The 24,169-nt window shown below is 64.4% G+C and carries 16 protein-coding genes; 3 read left to right on the top strand and 13 right to left on the bottom strand.

Annotated features, from left to right (window positions below; genetic code table 11):
• Positions 1 to 205 precede the first annotated feature (205 nt).
• From UP06_RS24365 to UP06_RS24350, 4 genes are all read right to left on the bottom strand, one after another.
• The gene (locus tag UP06_RS24365; RefSeq protein ID WP_045006188.1) at positions 206 to 439 is read right to left on the bottom strand and encodes a hypothetical protein; all 234 of its coding nucleotides are present in this window, start codon (positions 437 to 439) and stop codon (positions 206 to 208) included.
• A 34-nt stretch (positions 440 to 473) separates the two neighbouring features.
• Positions 474 to 1,598, bottom strand: coding sequence for a DUF2336 domain-containing protein (locus tag UP06_RS24360; protein WP_045006290.1), 1,125 nt, complete (start codon positions 1,596 to 1,598; stop codon positions 474 to 476).
• A 249-nt stretch (positions 1,599 to 1,847) separates the two neighbouring features.
• A complete protein-coding gene (locus tag UP06_RS24355) occupies positions 1,848 to 5,456 on the bottom strand; it encodes an AsmA family protein (protein ID WP_045006187.1) in 3,609 nt (1,202 codons plus the stop codon).
• A gap of 155 nt (positions 5,457 to 5,611) precedes the next feature.
• Entirely contained in the window at positions 5,612 to 6,841 is a 1,230-nt protein-coding gene (locus tag UP06_RS24350; RefSeq protein WP_045006186.1) for a cytochrome P450, read from the bottom strand.
• Between the two features lie 130 nt (positions 6,842 to 6,971).
• On the opposite strand from UP06_RS24350, the gene UP06_RS24345 reads away from it, so the two are divergent.
• Entirely contained in the window at positions 6,972 to 7,583 is a 612-nt protein-coding gene (locus UP06_RS24345; RefSeq protein ID WP_045006185.1) for a TetR/AcrR family transcriptional regulator, read from the top strand.
• Positions 7,584 to 7,619: 36 nt separating this feature from the next.
• On the opposite strand, the gene UP06_RS24340 is transcribed toward UP06_RS24345, so the two are convergent.
• The 4 genes from UP06_RS24340 to UP06_RS24325 form a co-directional block, all read right to left on the bottom strand.
• Positions 7,620 to 8,993, bottom strand: coding sequence for an HD-GYP domain-containing protein (locus UP06_RS24340; protein WP_082081572.1), 1,374 nt, complete (start codon positions 8,991 to 8,993; stop codon positions 7,620 to 7,622).
• A gap of 49 nt (positions 8,994 to 9,042) precedes the next feature.
• Positions 9,043 to 11,628: an EAL domain-containing protein gene (locus tag UP06_RS24335; protein ID WP_045006288.1), complete on the bottom strand. Its 2,586-nt coding sequence runs from the start codon at positions 11,626 to 11,628 to the stop codon at positions 9,043 to 9,045.
• A gap of 157 nt (positions 11,629 to 11,785) precedes the next feature.
• The gene (locus tag UP06_RS24330) at positions 11,786 to 13,087 is read right to left on the bottom strand and encodes an MFS transporter (protein ID WP_045006184.1); all 1,302 of its coding nucleotides are present in this window, start codon (positions 13,085 to 13,087) and stop codon (positions 11,786 to 11,788) included.
• A gap of 98 nt (positions 13,088 to 13,185) precedes the next feature.
• On the bottom strand, positions 13,186 to 15,576 hold the full coding sequence (locus UP06_RS24325) for a bifunctional diguanylate cyclase/phosphodiesterase (RefSeq protein WP_045006287.1): 2,391 nt from the start codon (positions 15,574 to 15,576) through the stop codon (positions 13,186 to 13,188).
• A 327-nt stretch (positions 15,577 to 15,903) separates the two neighbouring features.
• On the opposite strand from UP06_RS24325, the gene UP06_RS24320 reads away from it, so the two are divergent.
• Positions 15,904 to 17,070, top strand: coding sequence for an ABC transporter substrate-binding protein (locus UP06_RS24320; protein ID WP_045006183.1), 1,167 nt, complete (start codon positions 15,904 to 15,906; stop codon positions 17,068 to 17,070).
• Between the two features lie 12 nt (positions 17,071 to 17,082).
• Here UP06_RS24320 and UP06_RS24315 read toward each other — a convergent pair whose 3' ends face one another.
• Entirely contained in the window at positions 17,083 to 17,853 is a 771-nt protein-coding gene (locus UP06_RS24315) for a GntR family transcriptional regulator (protein ID WP_245305529.1), read from the bottom strand.
• 102 nt (positions 17,854 to 17,955) lie between these two features.
• Complete coding sequence (locus tag UP06_RS24310; RefSeq protein WP_082078570.1) at positions 17,956 to 18,873, bottom strand: transporter substrate-binding domain-containing protein; 918 nt, start codon at positions 18,871 to 18,873, stop codon at positions 17,956 to 17,958.
• A gap of 27 nt (positions 18,874 to 18,900) precedes the next feature.
• Between UP06_RS24310 and UP06_RS24305 the strand changes: the two genes are divergently transcribed.
• Entirely contained in the window at positions 18,901 to 20,187 is a 1,287-nt protein-coding gene (locus UP06_RS24305; protein ID WP_082078569.1) for an NAD(P)/FAD-dependent oxidoreductase, read from the top strand.
• 18 nt (positions 20,188 to 20,205) lie between these two features.
• Here UP06_RS24305 and UP06_RS24300 read toward each other — a convergent pair whose 3' ends face one another.
• From UP06_RS24300 to UP06_RS24290, 3 genes are read right to left on the bottom strand one after another with little or no spacing between them, the layout of a single operon-like run.
• Entirely contained in the window at positions 20,206 to 21,183 is a 978-nt protein-coding gene (locus tag UP06_RS24300; RefSeq protein WP_045006181.1) for an NAD(P)-dependent oxidoreductase, read from the bottom strand.
• Between the two features lie 11 nt (positions 21,184 to 21,194).
• Entirely contained in the window at positions 21,195 to 23,048 is a 1,854-nt protein-coding gene (locus tag UP06_RS24295; protein ID WP_045006284.1) for a TRAP transporter large permease, read from the bottom strand.
• Between the two features lie 52 nt (positions 23,049 to 23,100).
• Entirely contained in the window at positions 23,101 to 24,132 is a 1,032-nt protein-coding gene (locus tag UP06_RS24290; RefSeq protein ID WP_045006180.1) for a TRAP transporter substrate-binding protein, read from the bottom strand.
• Between the last annotated feature and the right edge of the window lie 37 nt (positions 24,133 to 24,169).

Raw genomic sequence — 24,169 nt, 5'->3', positions numbered from 1 at the left:
GCGCGCGCGAAAAGCGGCGCGCCCCTGTTCGCTCGCGCGAAACCATCAGCAAGGAAGACACGCCGCTCCATAGCGACCGCTCCAGACCCCATTACATGCCGGCGCCTTCGACGCCTGCAAGTAGAGGCTACATCATGTCACACATGAGCGCAAAGATAGAGATGGGTCCGCGGTCGGCCCTTTTTTCCGAGGACGTTGCGAACGTCTACCTGAAATACCCCAGCACGAGATCGAGATCCGCACCACCGGCGACGGTGCCGTTCAGCTCGGCATCGATGACGCGGCGGCAGGCTTCGATCGCGGCGTGGTCGCCGAGATCGTTGGCGGCTTCCAGCACCAGCCATGCGGCGTCGACGGACGCCTTGTCCGGAGCCGATCCGCCCGGCTCGGCGTTGAGGCTCTTGGTCTTGCGAACTGCGGTGCCGAATTGAGGCAACATTGCAAATACTCCCCTGCCAATTCCCGAATGAGGCTCAGTGCACCTGAAGCTCGGGCTGACGACCCTGGGCGGGATCGGCGCCGGCGCTGTTCTTGCGCGACTGGTAGAACTTCAAGACGCTGCGCGAGGTCTCGATCTTGAGCCGGCCGAAAGCGCGCTCGTTGTCGTGGAGCTCGCGCGCCGTGATCAGATGGTCCTTGGCGCCGAGGAACAACAGCGACATGGTCGTGTCCCAGGAGAAATCGAGCGCCTTGCACAGCACCAGAAGGATCTCGCGGTTGCGGTCCATCATCGCGCGCTCGATCACGTCGACCGGCAGCGCCGACAGCAGCGACAGGCCGATCTGGACCTCGTCGAGACGATGCTGGCGTGCATAGTTCGAGATCGAATCCTGGTTGAGGTTGCCCTGCCGGTATTGCGTCGTCACCACGCGCTTGGCGACGAAATAGCTGCGCGAGGATGGTCCGAACTTGGACTGGAGATCGCCGGTGACATCGCTGACCGAGCTCTGGATCTGCGCCATCATTTCCGGGCGCTCGCTCTCGAGCCGGCGGCGAACGTCTTCCGATGCTTTCGAGATGAGCTGCTGGAAGATGTGCCGCGGCACGTCCTTGCGTAGGCCGAGCTGCTCGGCGAGGATCGAGTCACCCTCGGCGCGCCGAACCATGTGCAGCAGGCCCGAACCGGAGAAACGCGCGCCTTCGTTCTTGGCGACGGAGGTCACGACCTCTTGGTCGCCACGCTTGACGAGCACGTCGGTCACGGCCTCGCCGATGGATTTGCGCTGGGCAATCGCGAGTAGATGCGACTGGCCCTTGGTCATGGCGCTTTCGACCAGCATCTTCTCGTCGAGACGCTCGGAGTCGCGCAGCACCGGGCCGGCGACCGCAATCTCGTCGTCGAGGGCAAGTTGCGCGACGACATTGAGCGGGGCGTGATCGCAGGCTGCCATGAGCTCCGAAAGCTGCACGCGCGCGACGACCTCGATCTCCTCCGAAAGCCTGCCGATGACCTCGCCGAACATGCTGATCTCATCGTCGACATAGCGACCGGTGATCAAAAGGTCGGTCGCGTGCCACAACGCCCGCGTCCGGCTTTCGTCGGTGCCGCGTGCGATCGCATCGTCCAGATCCTGTAGAAGCGATTTCGCCCCGTTCATCTCGATCACCCCAGTTCTTGGCGAGTCGTCCTGCCTCTGTCGGCAGGACGCCGAATTCCTCAGGAACCGACACTAGGGAACAAACGCGAGAATCCGGTAAAATCGGTAGAGCAGTTTTGTCGAGCAAAACTCATTCAAATGCGAGGGAATGCGTTAACCACTGCGCAACATGGAGGGTGCGCCCCCTCTCCCGCTTGCGGGAGAGGTTAGGCGAGCCCGCGGCCCGTTCCGTACAAACCAAATCTGCACTTACGGATTCGACGGAGTCAAAACCAGCGGCGGCTTCGGCTTGGGTCTTGGCGGCGGCGGGCCCGGGGCCGGTCTCACCTCGATCGGTGGCGGCAGCGGCGCGATCTGTTGGCTGGCAAGCGGCGGGCTCGGCGCGGCGGGCGCGGCCTGCGGGGCCTTCGGCGTCGGCGCGACCTTCGGCTTCGGCGGCGTACGGCGCGGATCGCGGCCCGGCATCGGCACGTCGGTCAAAGACGGCTCGGGCACCGGATCGGGAGAGACGAGCGTCGGCAGCGCGGCGGTCGCCGGTGGCGGCTCGCCGCGCTCGATGGCGTCCAGCCGGCGCGTCTCGCGATCGATCGTGCGCACTGCAAGCCATGACGACAGCGGCGCGAGATCGACGGTGCGGTTGAGCCTGTCGGGGGGACCTGCCGCAAACAGCTGGATCTCCGGCGGCGCGCCGGAGAGGCCGGTCATGATCGGCGTCAGGCTGGCGCGGATGTCGGCCTGGTCGGCAGGAATGTCGTAGCCGCCGGAGACGATGGCGCGGGCGTTCTTCGCTTCCAGCGGCGTCGCACCGACGCGCAGCCGTCCGTCGCGGATCGTGAACGGGATCTGTGCGGAAGCAACCGCAATGGGACCTGCCGACAGTGCGGGCTCGACGAGCTGCCGAAGCCGGTTGTCGTCGGCGACCTGGCCACCGTCGCTGGCGCGGATGGCGATCTCGAAAGCGCGCGGATTGAGGCCTGAGATTTCAGCCGAGTCGAGCGTCACCGTGCCATTGCCGGCGAGCGCACCGGTCAGGGCGGCGATGCTGCGGCCCTGGCTCGTCAGCGCCATCTGCATGGACGCGCGCCCCTTCGGCAAAGCGAGATCGCGGTAGCGCAGCGTCGCCGCATCGACATTGGTGAGATCGAGGCGCACGTTCAGCGCGAGCCCATTGGCGCCATTGCGCGCATCGAGGCTAGCGGTGATCTCGCCACCGCCGACGCCGCCCTTGAGCGCATCGAGCGCGAGCGACTGGCCGTCGCTCCTGATCGTGCCACTGAAGGGACGCAGCTCGATTCCGCCCGGCAAGGTCCCGCGCAACGCCTGGAACGCGACCCGGCCGCGCCAGCCGATGATGAGCCCGGCACTCAGCGGCTCATCCGCGTTGTGTCCTGCCGCGCCCAAGGCCACCGCGAGCGCGGGCGCGAGATCGAGCGAGTCCAGCCCGACTTCGCCGTCAACGCTCTTCTCCTGGTCCAGCGTCATCGCGAGATGACCACGCAAATGCGAGCCGACCGCGGTGCTATCGAGATCGTCGAAGGTGAGCTTGTTGCCGGACAGCGTGAGGCGGGAGGACAGGCTGACATTCTGGGCCGAACTGGTGCCGAACAGCGGCGCCAGATTGGCGTTGCGCACGCGCAGGTTCACGCTCGCCTTCGGCTCCGGCGTCGACAGTTCGACGCTGCCTTGTGCATCAGCGTCCAGCCCACCGCCGCTGAGCTTTGCGTTCAATTGCAGCGGCCGACGCCACGCGCCGCTCAACTTACCCTCGAGCTGCGAGGCGCCCTCACCTGCGGCAACCATGCGATCGAGGCCGAGCAGCGCCGTCAGCGCGCCGGCCTGCGGCGTCGACAGTTTCGACTCCAGCGTGAAGTCGTTGTTGCGCAGGCGCTCGATGTCGATGCCGTTGAGCGCCGCCACCGGCGTCTGCGCGACAAGCGTCGCGGTGGCCTTGAGCTGCGGGGCATCGAGGTCGAACATTGCGCGCGCATCGCTGCGATCGGCATGTTCGGCGTTCTTGTCGACGCTGAGGTCGAGCTTCAGGCGCGTCGCACCGGGCAACGATGGGAGCGCATCGAAGCGTGCGCGCACCGCAGGCGCAAACGGCTCAAGCAGCGCAGTGAGCTCGCGCAGCGAGTTGGCCGAGGATTTCAGCGCGAGCCGACCGGTCGCATGCGCGCGATCGAAGCTGCCGCTCGCCTCGGTGGTCACACCGCTGGCCTGGCCGAACCGCAACTGCTCCAGCGATAGCGCCGCCGGACCATAGCCCAGCTTTGCTGCGAACGGCCGCAGCTCCTGGCCGGCCGAGATCGCGCGGCCGACATCGAGCGACAATTTCGCTTCCTCCGGCCATTCGCCCTGCGGTCCGGCGAGCGCGCGGACAAAACTCGCGGCGGCATCGAGATCGAGCCGGTCGGCCTTCAGCTCCGCGTCGATCCGCGAGCCTTTGTTGGCGCCGGTCTGCACGAAGGCGATCCGTCCCTCGACGGAACCGCCTTCGATGTCGGCCTTCAGCTTCTCGATCGCGAAATGGTTTGCGGCGATCGTCACGTCGCCAGCCAGGCGCAGCGGCCTTGTGCTGCGGCGGTTGACCTCGCTGCGGCCCTGGAGCCACGCCGCCAGCGTATCGGGATCGGAAGATTCGACGCTGAGGCGACCGCTAAAGCTGTCGGAGCCGGGAGCAGCACCGTTCAGCGCAAGCTGCGTCATGCCGGGCGCGCGCAGGTCGAGCCGCTGGAAGGTCCAGGACCTGCCGTCGGTCGTCAGTTCCGCCGTGATGTTCTGGAGTGGACGGCCGCCCAGCATGATCTGGTCGGAGTTGAACTCGATCTGCGCCGGGATCGGCGCCTGCGGGATCGCGGCGAGGCCCGCGCGCAACGCCGGCAGGATGCGCAGCGGCTCGGCATTGTCCTTAGCCGTAAGCTTGTCGGCATCGACCTGGCGTGCCGACAGCACCGCGCGCAACAGCGGCGAGGCGCCAAACCTGAGATCGCCGACGCCGCCGGCCTTCAGCGCGGCGTCATCCGTGCCGAAGCTCGCGTCGATCTGGTCGAACTTGGCGCCGGCCGGATCGGCCTTGAGCTTTGCGGTGAGCTTCCAGGGCGTCGGCCCGGCCTCGCCCGGCTTCTTCGTCGCCGGCACCGCCAGCGTCAGCGCGCCGTCGAATTTCGGCAGGCGGTTGTCGAAGGCCAGCACGCCCTCGAGATCGGCCAAAATGGCGCGCTCGCCGGGATCGATATTGAGGTGCAGGCGCGTGGCGCTGCCGTCGGCGCTCGGGCCGGAGGAGATGCGGAACGGATAGCGTGTGCCGGCCGCGGTGAAATTGCCGTCGCCCCGCACCGAACCAGCGAGCGAGCGCACGTCGCCGGAGAAGGCGATGTCGTTGAGCTCCAGCGTCGCGCGGCTGGCGGCATCATGCAGGGCGATGCGGCCGGTGAGGTTCAGCCGCTCAATGGCAAGCGAGGCCAGATTGAAGGTGCCGCTCGCGGTGGATGGCAGGTCGACCCGCCCCTTGGCGTCGAGGCCGAGATCCACCGCCATGCCGTTGACCGAAAGCTCGGTGGCGCGCCATTCGCCGCGCATCAGCGAGCTCAGGCTGAATTCGACGTCGAGCTTGTCGGCGCGCAGGCGGCCGAGATCGTTGTTGCCGCCGAAGGTGACGGAGCGCAGCCGCAGCGTCGGCGCCGGCAGCAGCCGCGCGTCGAGCTCGCCCGCCACCCGCACCGGCACGCCGATGATCCGGGTCGCCTCCGCTTCGAACTGGGGCCGGAACTGGTTCCAGTCGACGAAGTAAGGCCCGATCAGCGCGGCCAGCAGCGCTAAGATGAAGGCAATCGCCAATCCGAGCAGCGTCGTCTGCACGGGTCTCCCCTCGGCCAAACCGGCAACCGGGCCAAACCTTGGCCGCCAAACCTTGACCGCAGAGGCTTCAGGCGCGCCGGAACAGCCCCTTATATAGGGGGAAGTGTGGCGAAGTCACAGCGACTGTTGCGCACGGAGGTTAATGCCGACGGCTATCACCAGCTCGCCGGCAGGTGCTTGAGGCCGCGCAGCACGAAAGTCGACCGCCATTCCGGGTTCTCGACGTCATCGATGCGCAAATCGGGCAGCCGCCGCAAGAGTGTCGCGATGGCGATCTCAGCCTCGATGCGCGCCAATTGGGCCCCCAGGCAGAAATGGATGCCGCCGCCGAACGACAGCGGCCTGACGTTGGGACGGGTGATGTCGAGCCGGTCAGGGCGATCAGGATAGACCGCCGGGTCGCGGTTGGCCGAGCCGAGCAGGCACAGCACGGTCTCGCCCTTGGGAATCCTCTTGCCGCCGAGATCCTCGATGTCCTCCAGCGTGACGCGGCCGGTCATCTGCACCGAGGAATCGTAGCGCAGGAATTCCTCGATTGCGTTGACCATCAGCTCCGGCCGCGCTTTCAGGAGCGCGAGCTGCTCCGGATTGCGGTGAAGCGCCAGCAGGCCGTTGCCGATCAGATTGACGGTGGTCTCGTGGCCGGCGCCGAACAGCAGGATGATGTTGGCGGTCAATTCCTCGTTGGTGAGCTTGTTGCCGTCTTCCTCGGCCTGCACCAGCTGGGTGATGAGATCATCCCCGGGACTGCGACGGCGCAGTTCGAACAGCTGCTGGAAATACATCTGCGCCATCATGTTGCCGGCGTTGGCCTTCGCGATCTCCTCCGGCGTGAGCGGCACGGGGTCGAGCAGGCGGCCACCGTCGCGCGAGCTGTTGTAGAAGGTCTCGCGATGATCCTCGGGGATGCCGAGCATGTCGCAGATGATGGTGACCGGCAGACGGAAGGCGAAATCCTCGATCAGGTCCATGTGGCCGCGATCGATCACGGCATCGATGGCCTGGTCGACGATCTCCTGGATCCGCGGCCGCATGTCTTCGACCCGGCGCGCGGTGAAGGCCTTCACCACCAGGCCGCGCAGGCGGGTATGATCGGGCGGGTCGGATTGCAGCATCCAATGGCTCATGCTGCGGAACACCGGCTCGTCCATGATCTTCTCGCCGTAACGGCGCTTGGAGCGCTCGACGTAGTCCTTGCCGAAGCGCTTGTCGCGCATCACGAGGCTGACCTCGGCATGGCGGCTGGCGAGGAAGTGGCCAAACGGCGTCACATGGATCGGATCGATCGTCCGCAGCCGGTCATAATGCGGATAGGGATCGCGGATGAAGTCCGGCGACAGCGGATTGAACAGCGGTCCGCCTGCGGGTTGCGCTTGCTCGTTCATGGTGACCTCACATCGGTTGCCGCATGACACGAATACGCGAGGCAGCCCTGATGCCCGGCGTAACCATCCCCCAAAATTATCAACTCGATACATTGTTGTATCGAGTTGCATTCTGCCCTAACTTGCGGCGATGTCAAGGGTGAGAACCAGGCCGACTAGGGACGATACGCGCGACAAGCTGTTCGAGGCGGCCGCGCGCGTATTCGAGGCGGACGGCATCGGCAGCGCCAGCATCGAGGCGATCGCGGCTGCGGCGGGTTTTACGCGCGGCGCGTTCTACTCGAACTTCAAGAGCAAGGACGAGTTGATCATCGCCATGCTCGAGGACCATGTCGAGCAGTCGATCCGGCGCAACCTCGACATCCTCGCGCAGCACAAAAATCTCGACGATTTCATCGCCGCCTTGAAATCGATGGATCGCGGGCGGCAGGACCCGCTCTCCCGCTCGCCGCTCCTGCATATCGAGATGATCCTCTTCGTCGCACGCGCCGAGAAGCGCCGCCCCGAGCTCGCCAAACGCCTGCGCGCGCGGCGCAAGCTGATCGCCGACATCATCGAGGCGACGCTGAAGGGCAATGACAAGGGTGACACGCTGAACCCGCCATGGATGGCTTCCGTCGTGCTGGCGCTGGAAGACGGCTTTCGCCTGCACCGGCTGATCGATCCGGAGACGACGCCAGCGGATAGTTTTTTGCGTGCGATCACGGATTTGAGGCGGAGGACGGGGTTGGCGTCGGAGTAGAAGTGTCGCCCGGCGACGCGACCTCTCGCGCGCTCGCTAAGCCGCCAGTACTCCGTCGACGCGTCCGAGGGCGCGACGAAGCGCAGCAAAGCAGTCCGGATCGATTTGGTTCCCGATCATCCCGGACATGATCGCGAGCGCTTTCGTGATCGGCATCGCGGCGCGATACGGCCGGTCTGCGGTCAGCGCATCGAAAATGTCTGCGGTGGTGATGATTCGGGTTTCCAGGCAAATCTGGCTTCCCGAGAGGCCGCGGGGATAGCCCTTGCCGTCCAGCCGCTCATGATGCGCGCCGGCGATCGGGGCGAGCTCGCTGAATGCGCTGATGCGCGACAGGATGGCTTCCGAATGCGCGGAGTGCATGCGCATGACCTCCCATTCGGATTCGTCAAGCTTGTCCGGCTTGTCGAGGATTGCGTTGCTGACCCCGAGCTTTCCGATGTCATGCAGCAGCGCGGCACGCTTGAGCCAGCGCCGCTGCTCGGCACTGAACTCCAGCTGCTCGGCGATCATGTCGGTAAACAGCGTGACGCGCTCGCTGTGGCCGCTGGTGTAGGGGCTCTTGGAATCGACCACCCGGGCGAAGGCAGCCGCGATGTCATCCAGATAGTCCTCATCGACAGGCACGCTTGCCTGCGCTGGCAGTTGCGGAAGAGCCTCGAGCCCATCCCCAGTCCCGATGACGTCCCAGAATGCAGGCTGTGCCGCCATGCGCTCACAGGCAACCACCAACTGCGGATCGAACCAGGTGCCCGATCGATTCCGGATCTCACGAAGCGCGGCCTCGGGACCGTTCGCGATGTAGAACACATCGACCACCTGGACCAACAACGCCAGGCGGGAATAAATCGGGATGTCTGTTCCGCGAAGGCCCAGAGGCTTGCCGCCACCATCCCAATGCTCATCGAGATTTTTGATGCCTTCCGCGACCGGCTCGGAGAAGCGCATCTTGCGGGCGATGTCGGCGCCGCGATGGCAACGCGTCTCGATCAGCTCGCGGGCGATCTGGCCGCCGTTCTGGAAGATGTTGACGATTGCGCGAAACCGTTCAGCAAGACCGGCCTTCAGGCCGGTATGGCCCAGCACAAAGCGTAGCGCCTGCGGCAGGCTGCCGTCGATAAGCTTGAAGTCCTGTTTGAAGGAGAGATCGTCGGTGAGATACAGCTCGCAGATGCGCGCGGCATTGCTGCTGCAGCCGAGATCTTTCAGCAGCAACGCGTAATAGAGCTCGACTATTTCGTCCTCGCTGAGGCCGATTTCCCTGGCGATCGTAACGCCGATACGGCTGCACCGAACACAATGTCCGGCGGGCTGTCCCTCAGAGAGATCGAGCGCGTGGCTAAGCGCGCCGAGCAGTTCGGAAAGTGTGATCCTGTCGAGCTGCTTCGGCGCGTGCGGCATGGGGTTCATCATGTGGGCTCTCAGACTATTTCGGGCGGCGAACATTCTTGTGAGGCGGCTACGCCGAACGCTTCACCGCGTCGCGGCCCGCCGGCGCCAGATCGAGCCGCCCCAGCATCGCCCTCGCCTGCTCGGCGCAGTGCTCGATCAGCCAGCGCTCGAATGCGACCGGCGGGAGCGCCGGCGCGTAAAGAAAACCCTGTACGACGTCGCAGCCGAGTTCGGCGAGCATCTTGCGCTGGCCCTCGGTCTCGACGCCTTCGGCGACGACGGTCATGCCGAGGCCTTGGCCCACGCGCACCACGGCGGTGGCGATCGCGAGCGCGCCGGCATCCTTGTCGATGTCGCGCATAAAACTGCGGTCGATTTTCAATTCGCGGATCGGCAAATGCGCGAGCCGGCTCAGGCTCGAATAACCGGTGCCGAAATCGTCGACCGAAAGCCCAACGCCGAGCGCGCGGATCGCATGCATGGTCTCCAGCGCCGTCGCACCGTCCTGCATGAACGTGCCCTCGGTGATCTCGAGCATCAGCGCGTCCGGCGGCAGCTTGTATTCGGCAAGAATATCTGCGAGCCGCGCAGCAAGGGTGACGTTGCGGAAGTTGAGCGGCGACAAGTTCACCGAGACGGTAGGAATGTTGAGCCCGGCGCGGCGCCAGCTCGCCATCTGGTGGCAGGCCTCACGCACCGACCACAGGCCGATCTGCTCGATCAGGCCGCATTCTTCGGCGAGCGGAATGAATTTTGCCGGCGAGACGTCGCCGAGCACGGCATCGTGCCAGCGCGCCAGCGCCTCGACGCCGTGGATGGCGCCGTCGCAGCTGCGGATCTGCGGCTGGTAGCTGAGCGTGAGCGCACCTTCCGCGATGGCGCGGCGCAGCGCCGCGATCAGCGCCAGTCGCTGTTCGGTGAGTCCGTTCATCTCGGCGCTGAAGAGACGATGGGTGGAGCGGCCGGCCTGCTTGGCCATGTACATGGCGGCATCGGCCTGCTGCATCAGCGTGTCGATGTCGGTGGCGTGATCGGGATAGAGGCTGATGCCGATGCTCGCCGACATCTGCAACTGCCTGGATCCAAGCCGCAGCGGCGCGGCTAGCGCCTCCGTGATCTCGGCGGCTACACGTTCGGCGCCCTCGGCGTTGCGATACGGCAGCAGCACGACGAATTCGTCGCCGCCCAGCCGGCCCAGCATGTCCTCAGGCCCGATATGCTCGCGCAAGCGCTGCGCGAGCTGGATCAGCAGCTCGTCGCCGGCAGCGTGGCCGAGCGTGTCGTTGACGTCCTTGAAGTGGTCGACGTCAAGGAAAGCGAGCGCGACATGGCTGCTGGTCGGACAGGCGTCGATCGCAGTCGTGATCAGGTGCCGCAACTGCGCGCGGTTGGGCAGGCCGGTGAGGATGTCGTGATAGGCAAGCCGCGCGATCTCGGCACGCGCCTCCTTGCGCTCGATGGCGAAGGCGCCGAGGTTGACACAGGCCTCGACGATGCGCCGGTGCCAGTTGCTCGGCGCGCGCGGCTCGCGGAAATAGAAGGCGAAGGTGGCGATGACGCGGCCGTCCTTGGCCTTGATCGGGGTCGACCAGCAGGCGCGCAAGCCGACTGCGAGCGGCATCGCCTTGTAGGGCTGCCAGCGCGGATCGGTATCGATATCTTCGGCCAGAACCGGCTCGCCGTAATAGGCCGCGGTTCCGCAGGAGCCGACATCAGGGCCGATCGCGATGCCGTCCAATGCGCGGGAATAATCCTCGGGCAGGCTCGGACCACCGAGCGGATGGACCAGGCCCGCGGAATCGACGTGAAGCAGCGAGCAGACGACGTCGGGCGCGATCTCCTCGACGCGGCGGCACAGCCGATCGGCGATCTCGGTGATCGGCACCTCGTCGGCCAGCGCGCCCATGATGAGCTGCTGGAGCGAGCGCAACTGCCTGGTTTCGGTGATGTCTTCGAGCAGCGCGAAGATGTGCTTGACGCGGCCCTTCTTGTCGCGGAACGCGTCGATCCGGGCGGCGACCCAGATCTCTTCGCCGTTCTTGTCGTAAGCAAGCACCTCGACCTCGCCGCGCCGGCCGCCATGCATCAGGCGCTTGACGAGCTTTGCGATGGCCGTGCGGTTGGTATGGCAACCGGCAAGGAGCTCCGTCGCACGGCGTCCCTCGGCTTGGTCGTTAGTGTAGCCGAACAGCGCCGTGAAGGCGGCATTGACGTAACGGATGTTCTGCTCGACGTCGGTGACGATCACCACGCGGTTGGTCTGGTCGGAGACGGCGTTGAGAAGTCCGATCCTGACGCGCCGCTCGGCCTCGGCGGTGACGTCGCGGGCGAACACGATGTGATGGGTCGCGCCATCGATGGTCGCGGAAGACAACGCGACTGTCGCCCTGATGCGGCTGCCGTCACGACGCACGAGGCTGATCTCGTCGCGGAAATCCGTGACCGGATCGGCCTGAAGGCATTTGAGCGTGAGAACTTCCGCATCGCGACCAAGCACCTCAGTGCGCGCGAGCTTCCAGATCCGCTCCGCACCGGCGTTGAAATGCGTGATGCGGTGCGCACCATCGACGATGACAATGCCGTCGTCGGCGCATTCAAGCGCCGCACGCAGCACGTCCGGAATTCCTGGCACAAGGCAATCGGAGGCGGACATCGTTTGACCCGGATGCATCGGGAAGATGCGGCATTCGGCCCAAAGCTAAGGCTCCGATGGTGTCCAAGACGTTGTTGCCACCACGCCGCGTCCCGCCAAGACGCGACATGCTTAACATTCGGCGAAAAAGACGAAGGTATTTTGGTGCTCGCGGAACCTACTCTGCGGCCGTTCCAGGTTTGAGCTTGTGCAGCCGACCGGCCACGGCCCGCACCTTGCCCGGCGAGGCCCGCCAGACCGACAAAGCCGACAAGCCGCTCATGACCATGGCGATGACAAAGGCCAGCGTGTAGTCGCCGGCGCGATCGTAGAGGAAGCCGGTGACCCACGGACCGGCCGCGCCGCCCGCCAGCGCCGCGAGCATGATCATGCCGAAGATGCTGCCCTGGTGCCTGCCCTGAAAAATCTCGAACACCACCGCGCCCATGATCGAGGTGAGGCCATAGCCGAGCGCGCCCTGCGTGAACACCATGAGATAGACCAGCCAGAACGAGGGCTGGTACTTCAGCGCGATCAGCGCCGCGAAGCAGATCGCAAAGCCGGCACAGCTGATCGCCCAGACCCATTCCCGCCCGATCCGGTCGGAGACATGGCCGAGCAGGATCTGGCCAGGAATGCCGAGCAGGCTGACGATACCGAGCGCCCACACCGCGACGCTCGGGCTGAAGCCGATGTCGAGCAGGAATTTGGTCTGGTGCACCTGCACCGCGTACCAGATGTACAGGCCACAAAAATAGCCGAGGGCGATCCACCAGAACCGCGCGGTCGCAACCGCACGGGCGAGTGTCCATTCGGTGTTGACCCAGGCGTGATCGACGATGTTGGAGACCGGCTTTGCGGTGCCCGCGCTAGGTGCAGCATCGCCGTCCGGCTGAAGGCCGATATCCTCCGGCCGCTTGTGCAGGAACAAATTGATCGGCGCCAGCACGATCAGAATCATCAGGCCCATCGCGGTGCAGGCGGTGCGCCAGCCGGTCTGCTCGATCATGTGCTGCACCCAGGGCAGCAGCGTCACCGAGCCGATGCCGACGCCGGCAAAGGCAATGCCGATGGCAAAGCCGCGCTTGCGGATGAACCAGTTCGGCAGGAACTGCGATTGGCCGGAATAGCCGAGACAGACACTGCCGGCGCCGACCATGACGCCAATGGTGACATAGAGATGCCAGGGTTCGCTGGTCAGCGGCGCCAGCAACAGCCCGCCGCCCATCAGCAGGACGCCGAGCTCCATCACCGCGCGCGGACCAGCGCGATCCATCAGCCGGCCGATCAGCGGGCTGACGATGCCTGACACAACGAAGCCGAAAGAGAAGGCCCCAGCAGTGACGCCGCGCTCCCAGCCGAATTCGGAGATGATCGGCGGAAAGAACAGTGAGAACGCCGTGCGCGCGTTGACGCCGATGGCCATGGTGACGAAGGTCACCGCGACCACGACCCAGCCGTAGAAGAACGGAAGCCGCATTTTTTATGTCATCCCTAGACGGCTCTTCCGACCATCTGGGGGGACCTGGGTCAAGCGATTTTCACAGATGCCGCTTGACAGCCTCTTGGGCGGTCGGCTCAGGCTGCGTCGCGTTGCGAAGGCTGAGCGGAGGTATCGAACGTGATCTGGTCGACCGGCAGCGGGCGGCCGAACAGATAACCTTGCGCGAAATTGACGCCGAGCGCCTGCAGCCGCTCAAACTCCTCAGCTGTCTCGACGCCCTCGGCGGTGACCGACATATCCAGGCCGCGTGCCAGCGTCACGATCGAGGAGATGATGGCGGAGCTGCGCGGCTGGTGCGTGAGGTTGCGGATGAACGATTTGTCGATCTTGATCTTGTCGAACGGAAACGCGGTGAGATAGCTGAGCGACGAATAGCCGGTGCCGAAATCGTCGAGCGCCAGCTCGATGCCGATGTGCTTCAGCCGCTCCATGAAGGCGTGGTTCTCGGCGCCGCGCTCCAGCAGGACCGATTCGGTGATCTCGATCTCGAGCCGTTGCGGCGACAGCCCGGAATCGCGCAGCGCCGCGCAGATCATATCAAACAGATCGGCTTCCTTGAACTGGATCGGCGACAGGTTCACGGCGACCATCAAATTCGAGGGCCACGCGGCGGCGTCCGCGCAGGCCTGCCGCAGCACGAACTCGCCGAGTGGCACGATCAGCCCGGTCTCCTCCGCGAGCGGTATGAACTGGTCTGGCGCGATCAGGCCGCGGGTCGGATGCCGCCAGCGCACCAGAGCCTCAAAACCGCGCCGCGCGCCGCTGATGGCATCCATGAACGGCTGGTAGTGCACCTCCAGCTGGCACCGTGCGATGGCGTCGCGCAGATCGCCTTCCAGCGTGTTGCGCGCCTCGAGCTCGGCCGACATCGCCTCGTCGTAGATGGTGAAGCAGTTACGGCCCGCCGATTTCGAACGATAGAGCGCCAAGTCGGCTTTCTTGAGCAACTGCTCCTGGTCGCTGCCGTGATCCGGCGCGATCGCAATGCCGATGCTGGTGCCGATCTCGACGCGATGCCCGGGCAAAAGGAACGGCTCAGTCACGAGCTTGGCGATCCGCGCTGCCAGTTCGGTCGAGCAGACCCGCTGATCCTCGCAACCTTCCTGGATGATGGCGAATTCGTCGCCGCCGAGCCGCGCCAGCACGTCGCTCGCCCGCACCGCGGATTTCAGCCGCAACGCCACCTGGCGCAGCAGCACATCGCCGGCGCCGTGACCGAGCGAGTCGTTGACGTTCTTGAAGCGGTCGAGATCGAGCATCAGGATCGAGAAGGTCGGGCCGCGGTCCTTCAACTGACCATTGAGCTCATCAAGCCGGGCGAGAAAGAAGGCGCGGTTCGGCAGTCCGGTCAGGGTGTCGGTCTGGGCGAGCTCCAGCACGCGCCGGTTCGCCAGCGACAGCCGCCGCGAGTTGCGGCTCGCCAGCATCAGATAGGTCGCAAGCGACAGCGTCAGCAGCATGCCGACGATGAGGACCGTGGCCGCACGGTCGTAGGTCATTTCCAGCGAGCCCCCAGCCGTCGGCATCGCCCGCACCTGCCAATCGGTATCCCCGATCTTGAGATGGCCCGACCAGTGCAGGCCCCGCGCGACGTCGCGCATCGACTGCGGCGATGATGACGCGGACGAATAATCCGGCAGCGACTCCTCGAGGCTGACGATCCGCGCCGTGAACGGCGGATAGACATTCACGCTGATTGCCGGGTTGGCTCCCGTGGTGACACGAATGGCCTGCATCAGCAGCGGCAGGTCGAACACGCCGACGACGTAGCCGGCGAGATTGCGACGCCGGTCCGCGACCGTCACGCGCGAGGTGCCCTTGGCGTAGACGGGAACGGCGACGAAGACATCGGGTAACCGGCCGCCCTCGCGCGGCTCATAGAGGCGCGCGCGAATGCCGGCGATCCGGTCGTTGTCGCGCGCGCGTTCGAGCGCCACGCGGCGTTCCGGAACGGTGGCGTAGTCCATGCCGTAGACGGACGAGGTCTTCGGCTGGGTCGAATAGAACACCGGAAAATATTCGTCGCTTTGCGGCGCCGCCGCAAATCCGTCGCCCTGGAGCGACTTGATGTGATAGCTGGACAGGCCGTCTGCGATCGCGGCGGCCTCGTATTCGGCGCGCTCCTTGCGGTTGACGCGCGGCAGCCAGGCGATGCGCAGCATGCCCGGATGACGCTCGAACAGCCGGGAGCTGAAAGTCTCGAACTCGCTGCGGGTGATTTCCTCGTTGATCGATTCGAACAGGGTCCGCAGCGCGACGAGCCGGCTGATATATTCGTTCATGCCGTTCTGCATGACGATGGATTCGGTTTCGGCCGCGCTCTCGAATTCGATCCTGTTGACGCGGTCTTCCCAGCGCGCCACTGCGGCTGCACCCGCCAGCGAGAACAGGAGACCGACACCGGCTGCGACGAGCGCAGGACGATAGAGCCCGAGCAGCGGCGCGACGCGCCACCATCCGGTCATCCGTTTCCGATCCTGATCATTCTGATCGCGATCGCCCATCCCTGAATCCGCCGTCCCCATCTGTGCGACGGACCGAACCTGTGGTTGAGCCGCCGGAACCACTATCGGACAAGGACCGCGGTTAAGAACTGCACAATTTCGGAACCCGGCTTTCCCGCAATGCACGGCTTAGTTAACGAACTGCAGGCATGACCGAGCTTTATCCAGGCAAGTTGCCGGATTTACCCGGAGTATTACGGAGGCGCCGGTACGCCACCGGTTAGCGAGCTATTCAGGCCGCACGGCTATGCTCGCCGGGATTTCTCCTGCATCCGGCAAGACTTCCTGATGAAACCGTTTCGATCAGCGACACGCATCGTCATGAGCTTCGCGCTGCTGGCCGTGACCACGCTCGCGGCGAGCGGCGAGGAGGTCGGCGTCAGCGCGGATGCGATCCTGTTCGGCCAGGCTGCCGTGCTCGAGGGCCCCTCCTCCGCGCTCGGGCAGCGCATGCGGCAGGGCATCGTCGCGGCCTTCACCGAGATCAACGCGAAGGGCGGCGTCCATGGCCGCAAGCTGCAACTGATCAGCCGCGACGACGGCTACGATCCCGACCATTCGGTGGCGCAGACGCTGCGACTGATTGAGGACGACAAGGTGTTCGCGCTGATCGGCGCGGTGGGCACGCCGACTGCGATGGCGACCATTTCGATCACCAGCGCCCGGAACGTGCCCTTCATCGGACCGCTCAGCGGCGCCGAATTCTTGCGCGACCTCGAGATTCCGAACGTCGTCAACATTCGCGCGAGCTATGGCGCGGAGGCCGAGGCCTGGATCAAGCACCTCACGGAAGATCGCCACTTCACCCGCATCGGCATCTTCTATCAGGACGATTCCTTCGGCCGTGACGGCCTTGCCGGCGTGAAGAATGCGCTTGCCAAACGCGGCCTCGAGCTCGCCGCCGAAGGCACCTTCGAGCGCAACACGCGCGCGGTCGGCTCGGCATGGCGGATGATCAAGCGGGCCGAGCCCGAGGCGATCGTCATGGTCGGGACCTACGGTCCCTGCGCCGAATTCATCAAGCTCGTACGCCGCAGCGGCCTCTCACCGACTTTTGTCAACATCTCCTTCGTCGGCGCCAATGCACTCGCCAGAGAACTCGGCCCGGAGGGCGAAGGCGTCATCGTCTCGCAAGTCGTGCCGTTTCCCTGGGATCGCTCGCTCAAGCTCGTCGCCGACTATCAGGCGGCGCAGAAGGCATTCGACCCGACGCTGACGCCGGACTTCGTCTCGCTCGAAGGCTATCTCTCCGGCCGCCTTGTCGCCGCCGCGCTGGAAAATCTCGGACCGAACCCGACGCGGGCCGACCTGATGCGGGTCATCAACGACGTCGGCCGCTTCGACATCAGCGGCAGCGTCATCACGGTCGGCATCCGCGCAGTCGAGACGCCACCAAAGGTGTTCTTGACGGTGATCCAGAAGGACGGGACGTTCAAGGCGGTTGACCGGCTTTAGGGCGTAGCGATCTCAAACACGCGCCTGTCCTGCGATCGAAAGGCCGCGACCAGACGTTCTGCGCATCGCTGCCAAAAGCGACTTCTGAGTGTGGAGGATATGATCCTCAAGCAATTTGACCGCTTGGTTGAGGTCTGCGGAGCGACAGGCGTCGAGGATGGCCCAATGCTCCCGGTTCGGTTGCTGCTTGCCAGATGCCAGTGAGACTTGCAGTCGGACGAAGCGTCCAACATGCCCGTAGTTCGATTCGATCATCGCAAGAAGTTTCGGCCGGCCGCAGGGAACGTACAGCGTTTCGTGGAAGCGCCAATTCATCTCACCCCACTTTTGCGGTTCCGGCTCATCGTCATAGCCTTGCAGTATCTCCGCTGCGAGATCGAAATCCGCGCTGACCATGTTGGGGATGGCGAGCTTGAGCGCGCGACATTCCAGGCCAATCCGGATTTCCAGCAGTTCCAGCACGTCCTCCAGCGAGATGGACGATACCGATGCCCCTCTATTTGGATGCAGCTCGACGAGACCTTCGCTCTCCAATTGTCTCAGCGCTTCACGTACCGGAATGCGGCTTGTCCCGAAACGATTGGCGAGTTCGTCCTGGCGGAGCTGTGTGCCCGCGACGAGATCTCCACTCAGGATTGCTTTCCGCAATCCATCCCTCACCAGGTCCGGAGCAGATGGCTTTGCGACGCTCGCAGGATTGACCATGCCGCCAGGCGCGGCCCGCTTTGCAGACCGGGCACCCCGTGCCTGTGGCTTCTTTGTCGATAGCGCAGTCTTCATCATTGGGAACGCCGGTCGTGCGATAGCGATCTAACCCGTATAGGGCTGCCCCGCGAGCCGTGCAATGGAGCGTTCGCACGAACGAAGCAGTCCTGCTCCAATTCCCTATTGGTACGTCGCGGGATCCGCCGAATCGGTCGGATGCTGAACTGCGTTCTTGAGGGCTGCGCTCATCGGGAGACTGAGATTGATATTCCGTGGCGGGATCGGCGTTTCGAACCACTTCCGATAGGTCCGCTCGAAATCCCCGGAGCTGAAGGCCGCGCCGAGCGCGGCGTCCACAACTTGCTTGAAGCCCGCATCCTCGCGCCGAACCATGATTGCGTAAGGCTCGATGGACAGAAACTCCTTGGATATCTCATACATGGATGGATCCTGCGAGTTCGCCACCAGTCCGGCAAGCAACACGTCGTCCATGACGAATGCAGCGGCCCGATCGGTCGCAACCATCAGGAACGCCTCTGCATGGTCCTTTGCCGAGATGATCGACATGCCGAGATTCTTGCGGCTGTTGAGCTCATTGAGCAGGCGCAGGCTGGTGGTGCCGGCGGTCGAGACGACTGTCCGGCCCTTGAAGTCGTCGAAGCCGTGGAGACCAGCCGATTTTTTCGACACGAAGTTGCTGGTGGTCAGGTAGGTGGTCGATGAAAATGCGACCTGCGTCTGCCGTTCCTTGGTGTTGGTCGTGGATCCGCACTCGATGTCGATGGTCCCGTTGGCGAGCAACGGAATCCGGGTGGCCGACGTCACCGGCAAGAACTTGACCTGGAGATCGGGGCGCTTGGCTGCAATCTTGATTTGCTCGACGACGCGAGAGCAAAGGTCGATCGTGAATCCGACGATGTGTTGGGCGTCGTCCAGATAGGAGAACGGGATCGAAGTATCGCGATGCCCGATGGTGAGAACACCGGAGCTTGCGATCCGATCCAGCGTGTCAGACTTGACTTGCGCGTGCGCCAGCGTAGGCGGAACACAGAGCGAAAAAATCAATAAAATCAGAATTTTGGCTGCGCGATTCCACATGCAAAGCTCCCCGTCGTCACGATTTAGATGCATACGATCGTCACATATTGCATACCAAGTCAAATTATTTTATACAATCTAGCGAGCAATGGATCCAAGGTAATCGACTTCCCGCACCCAGAATCCCGTGCCGCAACAGGAGAAAATCACGTGCATTACGATGTCGTTGTGGTCGGCGGAGGGGCAGTCGGAGCGAGCGTTGCCTATTTTCTGAGGACCCATAGGAAGGCCTGCTCGGTGGCCGTCATCGAGAGGGACAAGAGCTATCAGCAGGCCTCGACGCCGCGCGCGTCCGGTGGCGTTCGCCGGCTCTTCGCGCTGCCCGAAAACATCGCGCTCTCCAATTTCAGCATTCCTTTCTTCGAGCGGTTCGAGACCGAGATGGCCGTGGATGGCGAGGCCGCCCGCATCGACTTCAAGAAGAACGGCTATCTCTTCATCGTGTCGGAGTCCGAGCGGGCCGCGCTGGAAGGGAACTTTCGCGTGCAGCAGGAGCACGGCGTGAACGTCGTCTGGCTCGACCGGAAGGACCTGAAGGCGAAGTTTCCGTCCATGAATGTGAGCGATCTTGCCGCCGCAGCCTATTCGCCCGACGACGGCTGGCTGGATCCCTGGAGCGTGCTACGGGGACTGCGCCGAAAGGCGATCGCCGTCGGAGCAACCTTCCTGGACGACGAGGTCGTCGGACTCGAGGCGCAGCATGGACGCGTGCGAAACGTGACGTTACGGTCGGGCGCGACCATCTCGACCGATCACGTGGTGAATGCGGCCGGCGCCTGGGCAAAGGAGATCAGTGCGATGGTCGGCATGCGGGTGCCGATCGAGCCAATGCGACGCTACGAGCACTATTTTGAATGCGAACAACCGATAGAGCCACTGCCCTATCTGAAGGACACGCAGCGATTGGCGTTCCGTCCAGAGGGCAAGGGATATTCCGGCGGTGTCCCGGACATCCGGGAGCCGCGCGGATTCAACTTCGAGATCGAGCACGACTATTTCGAACGGATCGTTTGGCCGGCGCTTGCGCATCGCTTTCCAGCCTTTGAACGAACAAAGGAAAAGAACGTGATGCCGGGGCTCTACGATCAGAACGAGCTCGATGGCAATGTGATCATCGGGCCATGGAGCGACGGCATGCCGAACTTCTACATGGTCGCCGGATTCTCCGGCCACGGCCTCATGCACGCACCCGGCTGCGGTCGCGCCATGGCCGAATTGATCTTGGACGGCAGTTACCAAACCATCGACCTCAGCCGCTTCGGATGGCAAAGGGTATTGGACGGCGCGCCTTATCGCGAACAAGGCATCATCTAGGGTTGACCACAGCGCCCTTCATGGCCGCCGCGTCCAGCGCTCCGCGTTGACGGCGCCTAGCGGCGCCTCGCCCTTGATGATCGCGTCGACCTGCCGCACGGTTTCCAGCGACTGGTATTCGATCGCCTGCGGCGTCAGGCCGCCAACATGCGGCGTGGCGATGACGTTCGAAAATTTTGCGAGCTCCGGCGTCGGCATCTGATCGGGTGCGCGGCCGACATCCATTGCGGCACCCGCGATGCGATTCTCCAGCAGCGCCCTGGCAAGTGCGGCCTCGTCGACGAGATTGCCGCGCGAGAGATTGATGAAGACGGCATGCTTCTGCATACGCGCCAACGCCGCCTCCCCGATCAGCTTCTCGGTTTGCTCATTGGCAACCGCAAGACAAACGACATAGTCCGACGCTGACAGAAGCTCGTCGAGCTCAACCTGCCTGATGGCGCCGTCGCTGACGGTCGCGAAGGGATCGGACACCAGCACTTCCATGCGCAGCACCTTTGCGACCTCGGCGAGATAACGCCCGATGCTGCCATAGCCGATGATGCCGATTTTGCTGCCACCGAGCTGGCGGCCCATCCGCGCCTCCGGCTTGCGGCCGGCGTGGTAGTCGACTGTCGCCCGCGACACACCGCGCGACAGATCGACCATGAAGCCGACCGCGAGCTCGGTGACGGCCTGCACGAAGCCGGGTCCCGCGCGGGTCACGAGCACACCGACTTGCGAGGCGGCTTCGACGTCGATGTTGCGGATGTCGACGGCGCAGCGGACGAAGGCGCGCAGGTGCGGCAGTTGCGAAAAGATCTCGCCGCGGCCTTCGGTCATGCGATCGGCCACGATGATATCGGCATCCTTCGCCGCGTTGACGAGGCCAGCGGCATCGAGCGGCTGATCGCCCTCATGCAGGTTCACCTCGGCAATCGCCCGCAATCCGTTCAGGCTGCGATCGCCGTAGTAATTCCGCCGCATCTCCGGCGTGTGGGCGAGCAGGACCTTCACGGAAAACTCCTTCAGTAGCCGAACGCGCGCGGCAGAGCGGTCGAGAGCGACGGCACGAACGCGATCACCAGCAGACAGAGCAGCAGCAGGCCGAGATAGCCCATGATCGGCTTCACGGTCTGCTCGATCGGCACATTGCCGATCAGGCAGGCGCCGTAGAGCCCGAGGCCGAGCGGCGGCGCGAACAGGCCAATGCCCATCGCGATAACAAGCACGACGCCGAAATGCAGGGGATCGATGCCGAGTTGCACCGCCACCGGCAACAGCAGCGGCCCGAAGATGATGAGCGCGGCGGCACCTTCCAGCACCGACCCCATCACGATCAGCACGGCGATTGCGAGCAGGATGAACATCCAGACCCCGCTGGTCTTCGACAGTCCCAGCATGATCTCGCCGACCGCATGCGGCACCTGCTGCAAGGTCAGCGTGAAGGCGAGCGATTGCGCAGCGGCGACGATGAACAGTACGAGACCCGCGCGCGTCGCCGCCTGGACGAAACTGTGCGCGGCCGATTTGAAAGTGAGCTCGCGGAACACCAGGCTTCCGACGACGAGCGCATAGGCCACTGCGAAGGCGGAGATTTCGGTGGCCGTGGCAAAGCCGCTCTTGAAGCCGAAGAAGATCATGAAGATCAGGCCGAACGAGGCGATCGCGCCGCTCCACAAGCCCGACACCGGCACCTCCGGCGCGACCTCCTCGACCGTGGCCGGGCGTTTGCCGAAGATGATGGAGACCGCGATCAGGACCAGTGCCATCAGCGCCGCCGGCAGAAGCCCTGCGATGAACAGGCCGCCGATCGACAAATTCGCCACGAAGCCGAGAATGATCAGGTTGATGCAGGGCGGGATTGTCTCCGCCATCACCGCGGATGCCGCGAGCAACGCCACCGCGCTGCCCGGATTCTGCTTCGAGCGGCGCGCTGCCGGGATCAGCACGGAGCCGACGGCGGCGACATCGGCCATCTTCGAGCCCGAGATGCCCGAGAACAGCACCATCGAGGCCACCATCACGACGTTGAGCCCACCGCGCATGCGGCCGACCCCGCGTTGCAACAGCTCGATCAGGCGCACCGACATGCCGTTGGCTTCCATGAGGTAGCCGACAAGGATGAAGAACGGGATCGCCAGCAGCACGAAATTATCGATGCCGCGCGCCATCTGCTGGGCGAAGATCACGCCGGGCAGCGCGCCCTCGACCCAGATGAAGACCAGCGCGGCGAGCGCCAGCGCAAAGCCGATCGGCAATCCGCCGAACAGCGTCGCGAAGAAGCCGATCAGCATCAGCGTGCCCGCCGACGGCACCGTCGACGGCGACAAATAATCCCAGGCGAGATAGAGGCCGGCGACGATGGCGATCGCAATGAAGCCCCTGACGATATCAGGAAGCGGCCGCGCGCAGAGATGATCGATCGCGAACACCGTCATGAACAGCGCGCCGACGCCCATCGGGTAGAAGGTCAGCTCCAGCGGCAGACCTGAGCCCGTGGTCTGGCCCGCCGTCAGCGAGCCCAGCTTGATCGCGTTATAGGCGACGTAGCCGGAGATCAGCACCACCAGCAGCGCGCTCGCGGCATCGACCAGCGCGCGCAGCCGCAGCGGCAAGAGATCGCGGAAGAAGGACACGCCGACATTCTCGCCGCGCGCGAGCGCACTGGCCGCGCCGAAGAAGGCCGATCCGACCATCAATCCGCGCGCGACGTCGTCCGACCATTCGACCGGTGCATTGAAGAGGAAGCGCAGCAGCACGGAGGCACAGACCACGACGAGGTCGGCGGCCAACAGGATGGCCGCGATGGCGTCGCTCAGGCGAAGCAGAAGGGTGATGCCCCCATAGCGGCCGCCCGAGAGCGGCACGGCGGCCGTCATCGCCATCTCTGGCCTTGCCGTCTCAGATTCGATTATCTCAGTCCTGGCCATCTCAGGCTTGGGTCGCGCGGATGATGTCGATGACGGGCTTGGATTCCGGCCGCGCCTTCATGAAGTTTTCGGTCTGCGGCGCGACGCGCTTGCGGAAGGCCTCGCGATCGCATTCGATCACTGTCACACCCTTATCGGCAAGCGCGCCCAGCGCCTCCTTCTCGACCGCCCGCCCGTGGACGCGGGTGTCGGCCGCCGCCTTCTTGGCGGCGTCGAGAAAACCTTCGCGCAGCTTCGGATCCATGCGGTTGAAGGTCATGTCGCTGAAATAGATCGCGAGCGGCGAGAAGATGTGCTGCGTCATCGCATAGTGCTTCGAGGTCTCGAAGAACTTGCTGGCGAGGATGGTCGGCGCATCGTGCTCGAGCCCGTCGAGGACGCCGGCCTGGAGCGCGGTATAGATCTCGCCGAAGGCGAGCGGCGTTGCGGCCGCGCCCATCAGGCGCAGGCATTCCGTGATGACGGGATTGGGCAACGTTCTGATCTTGAGGCCGGTAAGATCCTCCGGCGTCTTCACCGGCTTCTTGGCCAGCACGCTGCGCGCGCCGAAATTATAGGCCCAGGCGATGACGCGGATGTTGCCGCCCTTGAGCAGCGCATCCTCGATCGGCTTGGCGGCGCCGGCGTCGAACGCCTTGGTCTGCTGCTCGAAGCTGGCGAAGAGATAGCCGAGGTCGAAGGTGCCGACGAGCGGCACCAGATTGGCCGAGATCGACGAGCCCGACACCATGAGGTCGATGACGCCGAGCTTCACCGAATTGATGACGTCGATTTCCTGGCCCAACTGGTTGTCGGGGAAGAAGGCGACCTCAACCTGCTCGCCGAGCCCGTTCGCCTTCAGGTTCTTGACCAGATTGTCGTAGTAGACGCGGCCGTTGGCATATTTGGGATCGTTCGGCAGCGAGGAGGAGCATTTCAGCTTCAGCGTCGCGGCTTCGGCGCGGCCGATGATCGCGGGAGAGAGCACGAGGCCGGCGGTCACCGCCGTCGACGACTTGATGAACGTGCGACGGCTGACGGGCACGATGGTCATGGTGCTGTCTCTCCCCAATGCATTTTTGTTTCGGCCG

Source organism: Bradyrhizobium sp. LTSP857, from assembly GCF_000938285.1.
GTDB lineage: Bacteria > Pseudomonadota > Alphaproteobacteria > Rhizobiales > Xanthobacteraceae > Bradyrhizobium.
The sequence above is the reverse complement of the archived record's forward strand: the minus strand, read 5'-3'. Positions and strand labels throughout refer to the sequence as shown.